At 49.4% G+C, this 16,624-nt stretch carries 14 protein-coding genes; 2 read left to right on the top strand and 12 right to left on the bottom strand.

The window, feature by feature from the left end; all coding sequences use genetic code 11:
* Nucleotides 1-39: 39 nt before the first annotated feature.
* The 12 genes from pqqD to EL628_RS15280 form a co-directional block, all read right to left on the bottom strand.
* Complete coding sequence (pqqD, locus tag EL628_RS15330) at nucleotides 40-357, bottom strand: pyrroloquinoline quinone biosynthesis peptide chaperone PqqD (RefSeq protein WP_126580798.1); 318 nt, start codon at nucleotides 355-357, stop codon at nucleotides 40-42.
* Between the two features lie 31 nt (nucleotides 358-388).
* Nucleotides 389-1,135 carry a pyrroloquinoline-quinone synthase PqqC gene (gene pqqC, locus EL628_RS15325; protein ID WP_126580797.1) on the bottom strand — a complete coding sequence of 249 codons (747 nt, stop codon included), beginning with the start codon at nucleotides 1,133-1,135 and terminating at the stop codon, nucleotides 389-391.
* A 92-nt stretch (nucleotides 1,136-1,227) separates the two neighbouring features.
* On the bottom strand, nucleotides 1,228-2,145 hold the full coding sequence (gene pqqB, locus EL628_RS15320) for a pyrroloquinoline quinone biosynthesis protein PqqB (protein WP_161975526.1): 918 nt from the start codon (nucleotides 2,143-2,145) through the stop codon (nucleotides 1,228-1,230).
* A 107-nt stretch (nucleotides 2,146-2,252) separates the two neighbouring features.
* Complete coding sequence (locus EL628_RS30810; protein ID WP_281276544.1) at nucleotides 2,253-2,375, bottom strand: hypothetical protein; 123 nt, start codon at nucleotides 2,373-2,375, stop codon at nucleotides 2,253-2,255.
* A 342-nt stretch (nucleotides 2,376-2,717) separates the two neighbouring features.
* Entirely contained in the window at nucleotides 2,718-3,929 is a 1,212-nt protein-coding gene (locus tag EL628_RS15315; protein ID WP_126580795.1) for an aspartate aminotransferase family protein, read from the bottom strand.
* An 83-nt stretch (nucleotides 3,930-4,012) separates the two neighbouring features.
* Nucleotides 4,013-5,224 (bottom strand): bifunctional glutamate N-acetyltransferase/amino-acid acetyltransferase ArgJ, encoded by a 1,212-nt coding sequence (argJ, locus tag EL628_RS15310; RefSeq protein WP_218028927.1) that lies wholly within the window; start codon nucleotides 5,222-5,224, stop codon nucleotides 4,013-4,015.
* 163 nt (nucleotides 5,225-5,387) lie between these two features.
* Nucleotides 5,388-6,515: a CPBP family glutamic-type intramembrane protease gene (locus EL628_RS15305; RefSeq protein WP_126580794.1), complete on the bottom strand. Its 1,128-nt coding sequence runs from the start codon at nucleotides 6,513-6,515 to the stop codon at nucleotides 5,388-5,390.
* A gap of 95 nt (nucleotides 6,516-6,610) precedes the next feature.
* Complete coding sequence (locus EL628_RS15300) at nucleotides 6,611-7,792, bottom strand: RNA-guided endonuclease TnpB family protein (protein WP_126580793.1); 1,182 nt, start codon at nucleotides 7,790-7,792, stop codon at nucleotides 6,611-6,613.
* 345 nt (nucleotides 7,793-8,137) lie between these two features.
* Nucleotides 8,138-10,108, bottom strand: a complete 1,971-nt coding sequence (gene ftsH, locus EL628_RS15295; protein WP_126580792.1) for an ATP-dependent zinc metalloprotease FtsH — start codon at nucleotides 10,106-10,108, stop codon at nucleotides 8,138-8,140.
* A 301-nt stretch (nucleotides 10,109-10,409) separates the two neighbouring features.
* Nucleotides 10,410-11,114 carry a ComF family protein gene (locus EL628_RS15290; RefSeq protein ID WP_126580791.1) on the bottom strand — a complete coding sequence of 235 codons (705 nt, stop codon included), beginning with the start codon at nucleotides 11,112-11,114 and terminating at the stop codon, nucleotides 10,410-10,412.
* Between the two features lie 207 nt (nucleotides 11,115-11,321).
* Complete coding sequence (greA, locus tag EL628_RS15285) at nucleotides 11,322-11,786, bottom strand: transcription elongation factor GreA (protein ID WP_126580790.1); 465 nt, start codon at nucleotides 11,784-11,786, stop codon at nucleotides 11,322-11,324.
* Between the two features lie 45 nt (nucleotides 11,787-11,831).
* Nucleotides 11,832-12,719 carry a biotin--[acetyl-CoA-carboxylase] ligase gene (locus EL628_RS15280; protein ID WP_126580789.1) on the bottom strand — a complete coding sequence of 296 codons (888 nt, stop codon included), beginning with the start codon at nucleotides 12,717-12,719 and terminating at the stop codon, nucleotides 11,832-11,834.
* 915 nt (nucleotides 12,720-13,634) lie between these two features.
* Between EL628_RS15280 and EL628_RS15275 the strand changes: the two genes are divergently transcribed.
* Together EL628_RS15275 and EL628_RS15270 are read left to right on the top strand one after the other, a co-directional pair.
* A complete protein-coding gene (locus EL628_RS15275) occupies nucleotides 13,635-13,820 on the top strand; it encodes a hypothetical protein (RefSeq protein WP_126580788.1) in 186 nt (61 codons plus the stop codon).
* Between the two features lie 245 nt (nucleotides 13,821-14,065).
* Complete coding sequence (locus EL628_RS15270; protein ID WP_126580787.1) at nucleotides 14,066-16,567, top strand: mannose-1-phosphate guanyltransferase; 2,502 nt, start codon at nucleotides 14,066-14,068, stop codon at nucleotides 16,565-16,567.
* Nucleotides 16,568-16,624 lie beyond the last annotated feature (57 nt).

Below are 16,624 nucleotides of genomic sequence, written 5' to 3'. Positions count from 1 at the left end.
CTTTCTGCTTCCAACATAACGAGTTTTTCGCGAAAGTTCTTAATGGAATGATGGGAATTCAGAAGACTCTATTTCAAGAAGGCTGTGGCGATAAAGCAGCACAAGGTATCTGGCGATTTCCGGTTGGATCTGTGCTGGAGATTGTCGATACTGGAGAGAGAGCTCTTCGACAATCTGGAGAAGAGAACGTGAGCCATCACAAAGCCTGACAATAGCCGCTCCAGTCTCATTGAGTAGGAGAACCCCTTCTGGATAGAGGAGAATGGGTTGCCCTGTAACCTTATCGATCTGAACACGAGCTTTGAGCGCCAGTCGAGGAAAGCTGGTGTCTGTAAGTATATTCTGTTCCTCTTTCACATTCTCTTCTCCTTAGTATATTTACTTCACCTTAGCCCGCAGCGACTGCTTCCTCGCTCCATTTCTTCTTATATCCACTGTATTCAAGCATCATGGCATCAAGCATGCTCCAGAGCAGATCGCATTTAAAGGAGAGCGCTTTGACAGCTTCTTCCTGTAATGGCAATGTATCGCAATAGGCCATGGTTAATTCTAGGCCCTGGTCAGAATCAATACTGGCTTGAGTAATGCGCGAGCGGAAATAATCCAGCCCTTCATCGGCGACCCAGGGATAGTATTTTTTAAAGGCAGCTAAGCGCGTGCTCATAAGATCAGGTGCGAACAGTTCAGTAAGTGATGAGGCAATGGCAATAGGCCACGGTTTTGTACGTGTAAATTGGACATACGCATCCACAGCGAAGCGGACGCCAGGAAGGACATGGCGCTCATCCTGAAGCTCGGCGCGTGTGAGCCCGGTAGCTGTAGCAAGTTTGAGCCATGCTCCAATGCCCCCATCGTCATTTTGAAGACCATCGTGATCAGTAATCCGATGGAGCCATATGCGTCTGACCTCGCGAATTGGGCAATTTGAGAGAATCGCAGCATCTTTAATCGGGATATTTTGCTGATAATAGAACCGATTTGCGACCCACCCGCGTACCTGTTCGGGGGTAAGTCTCCCCTCATTCATATAGGTATGAAATGGATGTTTATTATGATATTTGTAATGACCAACTGCGCGCAACTGAGCTAAGAACGTCTCCCTATTCCACCGCTCTCCACATTGTGTTTGTGTCATACTGAGCTACTCTTTTCTACATAGTGATTGAAAACGTGATTGAAAACTCTACCATGTGCTTACGATCCCAGGAGCATGGCTATGCTAAGAACCTAAAGAGTAAATTCCAGGCCGTCCCAGCCAATCTCGATCCCTGCCTCATGGACTATGGAAGCTTCAAGTGAATCCTCCACAAGCATGGGATTGGTATTGTTGATATGAATATAGATGCGTTTGATGGCTAAACTCTGGAGATAATTCAGACTGCCTTCAGGTCCGCCGACAGGGAGATGCCCCATCTGGCTTGCTGTTGTGCTCCCTACATGACTGATCTCCATCTCATTCTCACTCCAGAAGGTACCATCGAACAGAACTGCGTCGCATTCGCCCAGATATTTCCTGGTCTCAGTATCAAAGGAGGCCAGGCCAGGCAAGAAGAGCAATCTTCCACCAGTCTGCTGATCTACAAACCGATAGCCAACCCGATCACCAATCTGCGGTTCGGCTCGTTGCTCCATATAGCGTGGAGGTTTTCCTGCAACAGGATAGGCTTGATAGGTAAGCTGGCTGACTGTTCCATCTGCATGGAGCAATGGTGTCGGGGTATGTGCTAACTCTTGCCAATAGATGCCGCTATAGGCTTCGAGCACCGTACTGGCGGGAAGGCCGACCGTTAACGCCTGACGTACCTGCGGACTTGCGTAGACGGTAAGTGGTTGCCCTTCGCGCAGGGTAAAGAGCCCAAGCGTATGATCGAGATCGGCATCGCTCAGTAAGATCCCATTGATTCGTGTATCACGCCATTCGTCTTCTTTGGGGGCAAGAGCGGGTGCGTGTTCGATCTGCTGACGAATATCCGGCGAAGCATTGAGCAGAAACCAGTGTTCGTCATCGGCGCTAATCGCGACGCATGACTGTGTTCGTGTTTTTGCTCGTAACGAGCCCGACCGGAGCCCCCGACAATTGGCACAATTACAATTCCATTGTGGAAACCCACCACCAGCAGCCGTCCCCAGGAGTCTTACGCGCATACCAATCTGTCTTTCGCTAACTGAGGCTGTTGGGCAACTGAAAGGAGGGACAGGCAGTGCTAACAGCCTCATTTTCCAATTAGAACACTCTTAAGGGAGAGCTAGAACTACTCTTGTGGCTCGCTTGCATTCGCATAGGCGGTGCATTCTAAGCTGACCGCGATGACCTCCAGAGTGGGAGCTACCCAGACTGGTGTAGAAATAGCCCCGTTTTCAGTCTTCTTTTCCATGCTGCTTTTCCCTTTCGTGTAAAGACGTTCGAATAACAGTATCAGCATCTACCTTTTTTCATTTCATCAATACGATGAAATTGGTATCTGCTAAGAAAAGTGCGCTGGCCTGCATAGAATGCTATGATGACCTTCACATGAGATAGTATAGAGCGGGATTATAAAAAATGCAATACATTCCTGGGAAGATGAAAATACTGTCATAATTCAAAAGATAATAATATGCTTGTATGTTTGGTTGATACGAACTATGTGATAGAAGACTATACTAAGATAGCCCCAACGCGTCCCTTTAAAGAGATGCGTTGGGGCTATGCTCGGTCTTACTTATCGATCCTGCAATCAGGCAATGGGCTCAATTTTGGAGAGGACCAGATCCATAATAGCGGTTGCTTCGTCAATATCGCCGTGATTCAACACAAGAGGTGGAATCATACGGAGCGTATCGGGAGCAGTGCTATTCAACAGTAGTCCGTGTTCAAGGGCTTTTTGTACAATTGTTGCTGCAAGCCCATGCTGTACATGGACAGCCCGCATCAGGCCGATCCCTCGTGGGCTATCAATAATGGGGTACCTGGTGCAGAGTTCTACCAGTTTGCTATTCCAATACTCGCCCATCTGGGCAGCGTTCTCAATGAGATGGTTCTCCTGAATTGTGCGAATCGTCGCGATCCCAGCGGCGCTGGCCAGGGGGTTGCCGCCAAAGGTTGTGCCATGATCACCCGGGGTGAAGAGATCTGTTCGTGGTCCAGTGAGCATTGCGCCAATGGGGACTCCTCCAGCCAATCCTTTTGCCATGGTAACAATATCTGGTCTAACATAGTGTTCCCAGCTAAAGAACTTGCCTGTGCGACCCATTCCGGCCTGGATCTCATCGCAGATCAGGACCAGATTTTGTTCATCGCACCAGTCTCGGACCCCCTGCATGTACGCTTTATCGCTGGGCCAGATGCCACCCTCACCCTGTACGGCTTCGATCAAAATACCAACCGTTTTCTCACTAGTCGCTGCCTTCAGTGCCTCCAGATCATTGAATGGAACCTGCTTGAAGCCATCGGGTAAGGGGGCCCAGGTTGCCTGATATGCAGCCTGACCTGTTGCAGCTGTTGTAGCAAGGGTACGGCCATGAAAACTATTATTCATGCTAATAATCTCATAGGCACCATTGCGATGCAGCCGACCATATTTTCGTGCTAATTTGATGGCTCCCTCATTGGCTTCGGCACCACTATTGGAGAAGAATGAGCGCATACCTTGACTCTGCTGACCAAGAAGTTCGGCGAGTTCGATCTGACGAGTGTTATAGTAGAGATTGGAGACATGCACCAGTTGCGTGACCTGTTGCTGTACTGCTTCAACGATAGCTGGATGGCAATGCCCAAGGACATTGACCGCAATCCCTGCTACAAAATCAAGATACACGTTTCCCTGACTATCCCAGACTCGTGTCCCTTCGCCACGCACAAGGGTGAGAGGCTGACGTTTGAAGGTGCCTTGATAGTATTGGTGCTCCAGCGCTACCCAATCTCTGTTGTTCACTTCTGTTGTGGTCATGTTCTGCTCCTGATCATCAAAATAGAAATGCTGCCTGTATTCATGGACTCAATGCCAGTGGCCTGTATGTATCATACGACAAGCTAGCGATGATAAACAGTATTCTCTTCAATATAGCCGGCTGTAAGGTTACAACCCCAGGCAGTCGCTTGATGAGAACCTATGTGAAGATCAATGGTGATGATAATCTCTGGTCCCAACATTGCTGCTTGAGCCTGTTCAAACTCATATTCTGTCGCTACCCCACCTTTGGCGACCTGGATCGAACCCAGAAAGACATCAAAGCTCTCCTGGCGTAATGCGCAGCCACTTGCTCCCAGGGCTGCGACCAGTCGTCCCCAGTTAGGGTCTTCTCCGGTGAGGGCACATTGCCAGATCGGCGAGAGCGTGATCGCTCTTGCAGCCTTACGCGCATCCTCTCGAGAGCTTGCTCCCTGAATATGGACGGTCATGAGTTTGGTCGCGCCTTCGCCGTCGCGTGCGATCTCACGAGCCAGGTAGATGGTCATTTTTCTCAGGGCCTGACGAAAGATAGCTGCGTCCGGATGAGCCTCATGCAGTGGCTGATTGCCGGCTAAGCCATTGGCAAGAAGAATGCAGCTATCGTTGGTGGACATGTCGCCGTCTACAGAAATCATATTAAACGAATCGTCCACAGCCAGTTGGAGCTCCTGTTGGAGCCAGTCTGCATCAATGGCCGCATCAGTAGTCAGATAACAGAGCATTGTTGCCATCTGGGGGCAGATCATGCCCGAGCCTTTTGCTACTCCTCCAAGCCGGACTGTCTTGCCATCGATCAGAAATTCGAGCGTCATGCGCTTAGGGCGGCTATCAGTGGTCAGGATCGCATTCGAGAAGGCTACGCCCCCTTCTGAGGTAAGTGTCAGTTGCTTAATGCCCTGTTCTATCTTTTCAATGGGTAGCTGCCGCCCAATAATGCCTGTTGACGAGCAGAGCACCAGTTTCTTATCGATTCCCAGGAGTGCCGCAGCAGCAGCTGTCATGCGAGCAGCATTTTTACGACCTTGCTCGCCTGTTGCACAATTGGCATTGCCACTATTGATAATAATTGCCTGGGCTCGATGACCATGAAGACGCTCCTGACAGAGAAGGACTGGAGCGGCCCGTGTGCTGCTTGTGGTGAAGGTGCCAGCGGCAATGCAGGGCACATCAGAGACCAGCAGTGCTAGATCATGGATCGTGGCATTAGATTTAATCCCACACGCGATGCTCCCTGCTCGATATCCCTGAGGCGCTGTCACATAGTAGTCACTTTCGGAGTATAGATCGGACACTTTTTTCTCTTTCTCACTTAAAAAAAGCTTCAGGCCTTTGCTCTGCTCTCTTCTCGTATCTGTTGAGGAGAAGCGTCTGCCAGGAACTCTTTATGATACTCCCCAATTATACTCCCCATCTGGTCCGTGGAACAATCCTATGGGTCTACAGACCTCTCTAAGGTTAAAACCCCCAATATTGAAAAATAGTCAGGAGGGTATCGATGAGGCCATGCATGATCGAGCCACTCCAGATGTTTTTCTTATTTGCCAGGTAGATCAGGCCAGCAAAGAAGCCATAGGTTGCTGCATTAATCATACCACTCAGCCCCTCATACCCATGAGCTGAACCAAAAATAATAGCCTGGAAGAGTAAGGCAAAGATCCAGCCATATATTTTTGTTCCAAAGAGATCAGTAAAACGATTAAGTAGATAGGCACGAAACATAATCTCTTCCATAAAGGCGGCTGATGTCCAGATATTGAAAAGATCGCTAGCAAAGTAGGCCCATTTATTGTGGATGATCAGAATATTTCCTGTGATTGAAACAGGCGGGACCAGATGATTGATCGTTGGCGTAATCACATAGTGGACTAAAACAGTAAAGAATAAGCCGAGCCCTATTCCACTAAGCAAGCAGATTTTCAGACTATTTGGGCTCCTCAGCCCTAGCTCGCCCCAGGTCTTTCCTTGTAGCCAGACCAGACCAAAAAGGAGTAAGAAGATCCAATAAAATTCAATCAAGTGCTTGAAAGAAGCGATTTCAACCAGAACGATGAAGCAGAGAATTTCTAGTCCAATGACAAACTTGTTATAGCGAAGTATTTGAATGCAGCGGCCTCGAAATGATGACAGTGGAATGATCTGAGCATGAGGAAGGAGCTGAATCTCCGGGCGTAATCTCTGGAGTACTGAACTCTTGCTGTTTTCGACGGCATACAGATTTCCTTCGGGATCAACTCCATCAAAGCGCAGTGCTCCGGGAGTGGGAGAGCTCATCTCCTGAATGAGAGCTCCACTCTGTAATAGCTGAGCATGGCAGGCATGAATATCTGGAACGCAGAAGATCAATCTTGGCGTATTCTGTCGTGGAGCCTGTTTGAGAACAGCCTGTGATGGCGACTGAACCTGTAGAATAAGCGTACACGCGCCACTTTGAAGTTGTACTTGATAGAAATCGCGAAAATCGTTTACTCCCACAGGCTCTTTGACGCGGAGGCCAAGGATATCGCGATAAAAAGCAACCTGAGCATTGATATCTAGCACCGGGAGAATGACCTCGAGGAGCTCCCCCGTCCGTGAGGTAATCATCCGAAATAATCCTTTTTCAGTAATAGTTGGCTTACAAAAGTAATACTTGCCTAGTTTGACATCCTCCCCCGACTAAAGCCGGGGGATTCCCGACCTCACGATCGGGGTTTCCTGCTTCGCTGAGACGTGCCAGGCTTGGTTTTCACCGCACCAGGTCTTACGGCCTCTCCACAGGCTTCACGTACCGTCAGTCCGGCGGCATGAATGTTTTTTGAGGCGTTGAGGTCACGATCGTGATGGACCCCACATTTGGGACAGGTCCAGTGCCGTACCTCTAACGCTAAGGAGTCGAGAATATGTCCACAGTCAAAGCAGCGTTTGGAGGACGGGTACCACTTGTCAATTTTGACGAGGGTGCGTCCATACCACGTTGCCTTGTATTCCAACTGGGACACGAATTCCGACCAACCCACATCGCTGATGGCTTTACTGAGACTCTGGTTTTTGACCATGTTTTTCACCGCCAGGCTCTCCACACAGATCGTTTGGTTTTCACGGATCAGGCGGGTCGAAAGCTTGTGCTGGAAATCACGGCGACGATCAGCGATGCGGGCATGGATTTTGGCAACCTTCAAACGAGCTTTCTCTTTGTTCTTGGAGCCCTTTTTCTTTTTCGCATGCCGTCTCTGGGCTTTGGCGAGCTTCTTTTCATCGGTGTGAAAGAACTTGGGATTGCCGATGGTTTCCCCTGTGGAGAGGATCACGTAGGATTTCAATCCGAGATCCGCACCCACGGTTTTGGGGGTGACAGGCAACGGGGCAATGTTTTCCTCCACCAGGATGCTCACAAAATAGCGATCGGTACTATCCTTGGAGACGGTGACGCGAGAAGGGACGGCATCCTTGGGCAGCGGACGGGACCACACAATGCTGAGAGGTTCTTTCATTTTGGCAAGCGTCAACTGCCCATCTCGCCAGGTAAAAGCATTGCTGGTATAGGTGGCTGCTTGTTTCTGACGTTTGTGCTTGAAACGAGGATAGGCGGCGCGTCCCTCAAAGAAATTGACAAACGCTTTATCGAGATGGCGCAAAGCTTGTTGCAGGGGAACAGAAGAGACGTCATTGAGCCACACATACTCACCTTGTTTTTTGAGGGCTGTGAGCATCTCACTCAAATCTTTGTAGTACAGACGTTTCTGCTCCTGGTAAAAGGCGTCGGTTTTGCATCGCAATGCCCAATTGGAGACAAAACGTGCGCACCCAAACGTACGAGCAAGTATCTGTTTTTGCTCGTTGGTTGGATAGACTCTGTACTTATATGCTTTCTTCTGTTCCATACTTTACATCGTATCACATATCGTGTAAAAAGTCAACCCCAAAAAGGAACGGCGCTTTCATCCCCCGCATGAATGCAGGGGTTTTCCCGCGCCGGTTCTATAAATAGAAAGGTGGCTTTTGTACAGGCTTGTTTATCTCATGAAAATCTTGTTTAAGCCGATTGATGCTGTCAGAGAAGAGGTGGTAAGGGATGGTTTGTAAGCAGTCAGAAAAGATGTCTATAGCCGCCAATGGAGCAGATGGAACTTGCTGGACCCTGTACTGTTTGATACCTCTCAATCAAGGCTCTTCTTTTTCATCCGAGGTTTTCCTTTATTGAGAAGTATCCAACGCAAGAAACCATCCTACGCGTTATAAGAATTATGATCAGGCATTGGTAGCCCCTTTGGCTCATGGAAAAATTCCATCTCGGGCATACCGGCAATAACACTGGGGCCATCAAATTGATCATCAGCAGCAGCAGGCTCTTCAGAACCTTGCTGATTGAAGAGCGATTCAAAGACAGCTCCTTCGAGTGTCTCTTCTTTCATCAGCCGTTCGCTGATCATAATGAGCCGTGTCTTATTCTGATTCAGGATCGCATAAGCCCTATCAAAGGCCTGCTGAACGATTCGACGAACCTCTTCATCCACTTCACGCGCAGTCTGTTCGCTATAGTTGCGTTGTTCGTTGATATCGCGCCCCAGGAAGACCAGCTCGTCCTTATGTCCCAGTGCGATTGGTCCAATGAGCTTGCTCATGCCATATTCGGTCACCATTGAGCGGGCAATTTTGGTCACTCGTTCAATATCATTAGAGGCCCCGGTCGTCACCTCGCCGAATGTCAGCAATTCTGCCACATGTCCACCAAGCGCATAGGCGAGCATATCCTCAAATTGTGGTTTGCTCCAGAGATAGCGATCCTCGGTAGGGAGTAACATAGTAAAACCACCAGCCTGGCCACGAGCCACGATAGAGACCTTATGGACCGGATCAGTATTTGGAAGCATGCGTGCGACTAAAGCATGCCCGACCTCATGGTAGGCTGTAATAGCTTTCTCTCGTTCACTGATGATGCGACTCTTCCGTGCGGGGCCCGCCACAACGCGATCAATAGCCTCTTCCAACTCACTCAGGCCGATGGTATGCAGGCTACGTCTGGCTGCAAGAATTGCGGCCTCATTGAGAAGATTTGCCAGATCTGCTCCCGAGAAGCCAGGAGTCTGTTTGGCGATCACATCCAACGAGATCCCTGCCTCGAGCGGTTTGTTTCGCGCGTGAACGTTAAGTATACTGATCCTTCCACGGATATCGGGTTTGTCTAAGACAACCTGTCGATCAAACCGGCCAGGGCGTAGCAGAGCTGGATCAAGCACATCAGGGCGGTTAGTAGCAGCGATAACAATAACATTGGTATTCGTATCGAACCCATCCATCTCAACGAGAATCTGATTGAGCGTCTGCTCGCGCTCGTCGTGTGAGCCTCCCAGGCCAGCTCCTCGTTGTCGTCCAACAGCATCGATCTCATCCACAAATACAATGCATGGACTATTACGCTTTGCCTGATCAAAGAGATCGCGTACGCGGCTGGCGCCAACCCCTACAAACATTTCGACAAATTCGGAGCCGCTAATGCTAAAAAACGGAACCCCGGCCTCACCAGCTACCGCACGTGAGATCAGCGTCTTCCCGGTACCGGGCGGTCCTACTAGCAGCAGACCTTTCGGGATGCGAGCACCTAAGGCCGCAAACTTTTCGGGATATTTTAAGAATTCAACGATCTCTTGTAGCTCCTGCTTTGCCTCTTCCACACCAGCCACATCAGCAAACGTGATGGCCTGCTTATTGCCCATAAACATGCGTGCCCGACTCTTTCCAAACGAAAGGGCCTGATTATTATTGCCCTGTGCCTGACGGACCATAAACACAACAAGCCCTATGACCAGAATAAGAGGGATCAGGGCCCACAATCCAGCCAGCCAGCCCCAGATTGGATTGGGGGTTGCATATTGGAGAACAATGTGTTGACTATCCGTATAATCGATTCCATTATCTTTGAGCACATGGGTAATATCAAAGCTATTATCAATTGTGGCAGCTTCCAGAGGCAAGTCAACTGTTTTGCCTCTGGCTAGTGTCAGTGCTCCATCTCCTACGGTTAATGTATCTTGTTGGTTGCTTGCAATATCTGCTTTTAAGTGGCTGAGCAACGTCGAGACGGTTACCGTCTTTGTGGCAGTTTGTGGATGTACAAAAAATACCACGATTACTACGAGAACAAGCAATGACAGGAGCCAGAAAAAGCTCGTTCTGAGCCATTTTCTATTGGTAGACATTGGGGGCTCCCCTCTCTGAAGTAGTACCGGCACAGAGTTATTGAGATAAAATCGTTTCATCGGCTGCATAGAACTACACTGTGACTCTTGTGTGCCATATTATAGCACACGAGCAGACGATTCTCTTTATCTTGAAGTGGCCTCTGGTTCGCCCTCTATCCTTGTGAGCTAGAGAGGTTTCTGTTAATCATTACGTACTATGGTGTGATTTTGTTCTCCAGATTGACCAGAGATAGTTCTTTTTGGAGGAAGCTGTTTGCTTTTCACTCATTCGCAGCGACCCATACCTGATTGTGCAGCGCTAATGAGGACTTGCCAGCACCAAAGCGTTTACTTCAAGCGCCCCACTGAGCCAGAGGGGTTTTGCGCAGGCTTCGAGGGTTGCGCCAGTTGTACAGACATCATCGATAAGCAGAACGCGTTTGCCCAGGAGGTGGGCCGAAGCATCTGCTGAGGCCTGGAATGCTCCCTGGACATTGACCCGGCGTTCGGCACCGGAAAGATTGACCTGTGCTTCTGTTGGACGTATGCGACGAAGGAGTTGAGGCTGTAGGGGAAGTTGTAGAAAGAGAGCACAATATTCAGCAAGTAACAAGGCTTGATTATACCCACGTTGTTTTTCGCGTTGAGGATAGAGTGGAACAGGGATCAGGATGTCAGCCTGAATGCATCGCTGTTGATATGTCTGGTATAACAGATGACCAAGTGGTTGGGACAGGCTCCTCTGACGATTATATTTGAGTGCATGGATGCAACGTCGCAAAGGTTCCTGATATCGGCTGGATACAAAGAGGCGATGAAGGATAAAAGAGGGTGCGGTACAACGGAGGCACTTTCCGTTCTGATTGAGAGAGCCACTACAGCGATCACAAAAAGGCGGGGATAGTGGCAGGATCGCCGTCAGACAGAACGAGCACAGGATCGAGCCAGATCGTTTGCAATAGACACAGCAGTTCGGAAAAAGGAGATTCAGAAGGTGTTGGAAAGGTTTTTGCCAATCATACATGTAAATCCTCTTTTCGCGTATAGTGGATCCATGGATGAATTGTACCCATTTTCTGGCGCTTTGTCTATTCTTAAAAATAACGAGAATGGGGGTCTTCCTTGAATCGGTACGTGTATGGTGTGCACTGTCCTGCAAACCTCTCCATGAAAAAAGGCTCGCAGGTGCTTTACCGTTCCTGCGAGCCATGCGTGTAAGGAGAAGAAAAAATTATTGAATTGAGAGAATAGTATATTCTTTCACTCCACCGGGCGTGGCAACAATCACCAGATCGCCCTCTTTATGACCAAGCAGAGCTTTACCGACAGGCGACTCATTTGAGATACGGCCCGAGCCAGGATCGGCCTCAAAAGCCCCAACAAGCCGATAGCAGTATTCGCGCCCTTCGCTTGTACGCAGTTGTACGACAGAGCCAAGCGTCACTACTTCAGATTGTACATCCTCAATCATCTTTGCTCTAGCAAGCATCTCTTCAAGTTCATGGATGCGCCCTTCAAGGTGAGTGTGTTGATATTTTGCCTCTTCATAAGCAGCATTATCGATCACATCGCCCGATTCCTTGGCATCATGCAAGTATTGAGCTACTTCTGCACGTTTTACTGTGCGCAAAAACTCTAACTGGTTCATTGCACGCTGTAGCCCATCATTGGTAAGGAATACGTCTTGTGACTCCATAATTGTTCCCTCTCATCTGCTTGTTGGAGGATAGCCCTCCGACAGTTAGTGATTGTCTATCCGGGGTAACAATTCAACGTCCCCCCAGGTAATACAGATGTGCCGTCCCGAATGGTCACGCAGTAACAGTTCTCCGTGTTCATTCACATCCTCAGCCACGCCGCTGAGGAGCTGGTTGCCTTGTCTGACCTGAACAGCTCGACCGAGTGTCGCCAGGTGTGCGCGCCAGTTCTCTCGGAGCAATCGAGCGACAAGCGGAGCACCAGAATGGTCAGTATGAAAAGCTTGTTGCAAGGCGAGGTAACGATTTTCCAGATGGTGCAACAGGTGTGCGATAAAAGCTTCGCGCTCAATCACCTGACCACTAGCCTCTTCTAGCGTGATGGCTTGATAGTAAAGCCCTGAGGTAGCCGGTGGAGAGTGCGCCTGCAACGCCTCGAGTGGTGGTATCGTTCCCTTCACATTAACGCCTATTCCCACAATAGCAATCAGTTTTCCCTCTGGATCAAAGCGGGTCTCGATCAGAATGCCAGCGACCTTGCGGTCCTCAATGAGGATATCATTAGGCCATTTAATAGTGGCAACACACGAGCAAGTGTCAGCAATAGCATCGACGACAGCCAGAGACGCGATCATAACCAGAAAATGGGGAGCAAAGGAAGGTCGAAGGATGGTTGAAGAAAGAGCATGATTGCCTGCAACATCAATCCATTTTCTGCCCTGTCTCCCTTTGCCAGCTGTTTGACTATTGGTAAGAACTACAACCCCTTCCTCTGACCCTTCCTGAGCCAGTCTCATTGCCAGTGTATTTGTTGAGTCGATTGTTGGTGTATAGATCAGACGATGACCAGTACCAAAATATTCTGTTGCGAGGAATTGTTGAATCCGATCCACTTGTAGTCCTTGTGAACCGGAGGTATCCGAACTATTCAAGCGTTACTACTTCTATCTATCAATCTTCTCGGATATGAGCGCAGATTGGCTCGTTCGAGGAGAGCGAGCAGCTAATTGGATAGCATAACAAAGTGAGAAATGTCCTCTGTATGAGAGGAGACCGGAAGGGAGGAAAACAGGTTCTGGCGTGCTCGGCAATGCGAAGTGGTTGAGGTCCGATAAGTTGCGAAAAAACCCAGGGCCTAGACAAAAAATAGTGTTTGCCTCTGCCCTGGGGAGCTGCACAGGCAGACGGGAGAGCCCGACCTACCAGTGTATATTTTCGGCCCACACCTGACGCCTAAGCCAGATGTCGCAGAGAAAAGGAACGGAGCTAGCTCCGCAGTCCTCTCTTCTGGAAGGTGTGGAGATCTATACCGCTGACTGTGCAGCGACTAGGTTCATACATTACACACCACCTCCTTTCGTTGAGTGAATTGTACCATTAAGGGTTAGCATTTGTCAAGATCTGTCGTGATCAGCCGAAAAATTCATCACCGTTAACGTTGAGGTGAACCAGCAAAACTGGCTTGAGAGGCGGGAGAAGCCCTTCTTTTAGATGTGAAAATAGTGTGAAAATACGCCTTCTGGAATTGCTGAGAGTCCCCCTGAAAGCTTCGACACTAGGCAAGATAATCTTCTATGCGCTATACTTTGTATGTAGCATGTTTGGGGTGAGTGAAGTGGGGGTCTACCTGCTACTTCTCTACTCCGCGTCTGTGCTGTATCCAGTATGTCACACCATTGCGTGCCTGTTACGTCTGTCATCAATCCTGTCTTATGTATTGTGCTCGCCTGGTTTTTTAGTGCGTGGATGTCAGCTGACTCATCTCGTGTTACGCGAAGCGGTTGCCCGTGGGTAATCGTGTTCTCTGTAGAAATCACCATTGAATGCGCTGGGAAGGAGGACTTTATATGCAGCAACAGTTTGTAGACCTGCTCATCGATGCCCTCCTAGACGAGGGTTTTACTGTCGAGGAAGCTCAATCTCTCATCTTACTACAGCAAGTGTATGAGGAGCGTAAAGCTTCTGAGGAGACCAACCATCACCGTTTTGTGCGCTGGCTTGTTGAGCATGGGCACTTTAGCGAATGGTTTTAAGGGGTCTTTGTTCCTTTGCTCCGCTGAAGCATGAGGGGCCTTCGAGGATGCATATGCGTCCTTTGTTAGCAAAGGTAGCAGGCAGCCTGAATAGAGTAGATACTCTCCTTGCGGTGCTCTTCGTGGATGTTGTACAATGAAGACAGCGGAGCAGATGGGACGGCGTGGCGTTGCTACGCCGTTCTTCTATTGCCAACAATAGTGCGGGGGACGAAGGTGCGTTTCCCTGCCAAAGGGAGGCCTCTATGAAAGCGGTTGTAATGGCCGGAGGGGAAGGATCGAGGCTACGTCCATTGACTATTCGGCGACCTAAGCCTATGGTCCCAATTGCAGGAAAACCTGTAATGGAGCATATCCTCAATTTGTTAAAGCGCCATGGCATTACCGAGGTCGTTGTTACGGTTCAATATCTGGCGAGCAATATCGAAGACTACTTCGGCAATGGTTCACAATTAGGAATGCGCATTACGTATTCGCGAGAAGATGTCCCGCTCGGAACGGCTGGGAGCGTGAAGAATGCTGAAGAACAGCTAACCGAGCCTTTTATCGTGATTAGTGGTGACGCTCTCACTGATTATAATCTTACTGAGCTCATTCAGTATCATAATGAAAAGAAGTCGCTAGCTACCCTGCTGCTGGCTCACGTCCCCAATCCTCTTGAATATGGTGTGATTATCACGAATGAGGATGGTCATATCTCTCAATTCCTGGAGAAGCCCAGTTGGGGCGAGGTCTTCAGCGATACTATCAATACTGGCATCTATGTTCTGGACCCCAAGATCTTTTCTTACTTCGAGCGAAATAAGCCCTTTGATTTTAGCCAGGAGCTTTTCCCCATGATGCTTCGGCAGGGGGACCCCATCTACGGCTACATCGCGACTCAAGGCTACTGGTGCGATGTTGGTAACCTCAGTGAGTATATGCGTGCTAACGCCGATCTGTTGCAGGGGAATGTCGATCTGACTATTCCTGCACAGAATATTGGTGGCAATATCTGGTGCGAAGAAGGGGCCGAAATTCACGAAGATGCTCAACTTTACGGTCCGATCTATCTTGGCCGTGATAGTAAGGTGAGGGCTGGGGCTATTATTCATGGGCCTAGTATGGTTGGTAGCTATTCGATTGTTGATGAGCGAGCGCAGGTTGATCGCAGTATTGTCTGGAATAATTCTTATATTGGCGATCGAGCGGAGCTGCGGGGCGCAATCGTTGGCTCGTCCACAAACATCAAGAGTAAAGCGGTGATGTTTGAGGGGTCGGTGATCGGCGATAATTCAATTATTCAGGATGGCGCGATCATTCAGCCAAACGTTAAGATCTGGCCTGATAAAGAGGTTGAGGCCGGGGCCGTGGTGAATACGAGTATTATCTGGGGGTCACAAGGCCGCCGTGGGCTCTTTAGCCGCTATGGTGTGACCGGTCTGGTCAATGTAGATATTACGCCCGAGTTCGCCACCAAACTGGGGGCCGCTTATGGTGGTATTCTGCCAAAAGGTTCGGTTGTCTGTTTGAATCGTGATGCAAATCGCACCTCTCGTATGATCAAGCGCGGGATTAATGCCGGGCTTCCTTCAGCCGGGGTGAATGTGTATGATATCAATCAGGTGCCTTTGCCTGTGTCCCGCTATTATATTCGTACAACCGAGGCGGCTGGTGGCGTCCATGTTCAGGTCTCGCCTTTCGATCAGCGTGTGATTGATATCAAGATATTTGATCAGAATGGTCTGGATATCAATAAGACAACCGAACGCAAGATTGAGAATCTCTATTTCCGTGAGGATTTTCGGCGCGTCTATCTTGACGATATTGGGGCCATTGATGTGCTCAGCAATCGCGATGTGATGGGGCATTATCTGGAGGGTTTCAATAAAGTTGTTGATCACGAGGTGGTGCGCAAGCGGAAGTTCCAGCTGGTGGTTGATTATTCTCATGGCGGGACAATGGAATTCTTACCTGCTATCCTGGATAAGCTTGGCTGTGAAGTGATCGTTCTGAACTCTGGTACAGAGGATGCAGTGACGGCTCGCTCGCAAGATGAGCTCACCAAGGATATGCAGCGTCTGGCCACGATTAGTGCAGCTCTCAATACCGATATGGGTATTCGGATCGATCCCAGTGGGGAGCGCATCTCTCTGGTTGATGATCGCGGTCGCATTCTGGATGGAATGAAGCTCCTGGCTGTGATGACCAGTCTGGTTCTGCGCCGCCATCGCAATGGCATTGTTGCTGCCCCGGTGACCGCTCCCAGTGCTCTTCAGCATATTGCAAAGCGCTATGAGGGCTCGATTCAGCATACGAAGGTCCTGCCTCATGCTTTGATGACTGCTGCGGCTCGGGAGGGGGTCGTTCTGGTGGGCGATGGTGGGGGCCAATTCGCGTTCCCAGAGATGCATCCGGCTTTTGATGGGATGTTGGCGATTGCAAAGTTGTTAGAACTGCTGGCAACTTTCGATATGCGCCTCTCTGAGGTCGTCGATGACCTGCCTACCTACTATATGAGTAGCGCTCATGTCAGTTGTCCCTGGGAGCATAAGGGCAAGGTGATGCGTATTCTGAGCGAGCAGTATCGTGAGCGCCGCGCCAAGCCAATCGATGGGATTAAGATCGATCTCGGCAAAGAGTGGGTCCTGATCCTGCCCGATGCTGATAGCCCTTTGTTCCACGTTTTTGCTGAATCTGTTTCAAATGAACAGGCTCAAGCGCTGGCTGAAAAGTATGCACGTGTGGTCAGTGGGCTGCAACAGTAGCTGTTGATAAGCGATGCATTGAGGAGAGGGGATCAGCAACGATCTTCCTCTCCTTTT

This window comes from Tengunoibacter tsumagoiensis (assembly GCF_003967535.1).
Classification (GTDB): domain Bacteria; phylum Chloroflexota; class Ktedonobacteria; order Ktedonobacterales; family Ktedonobacteraceae; genus Tengunoibacter; species Tengunoibacter tsumagoiensis.
The sequence above is the reverse complement of the archived record's forward strand: the minus strand, read 5'-3'. Positions and strand labels throughout refer to the sequence as shown.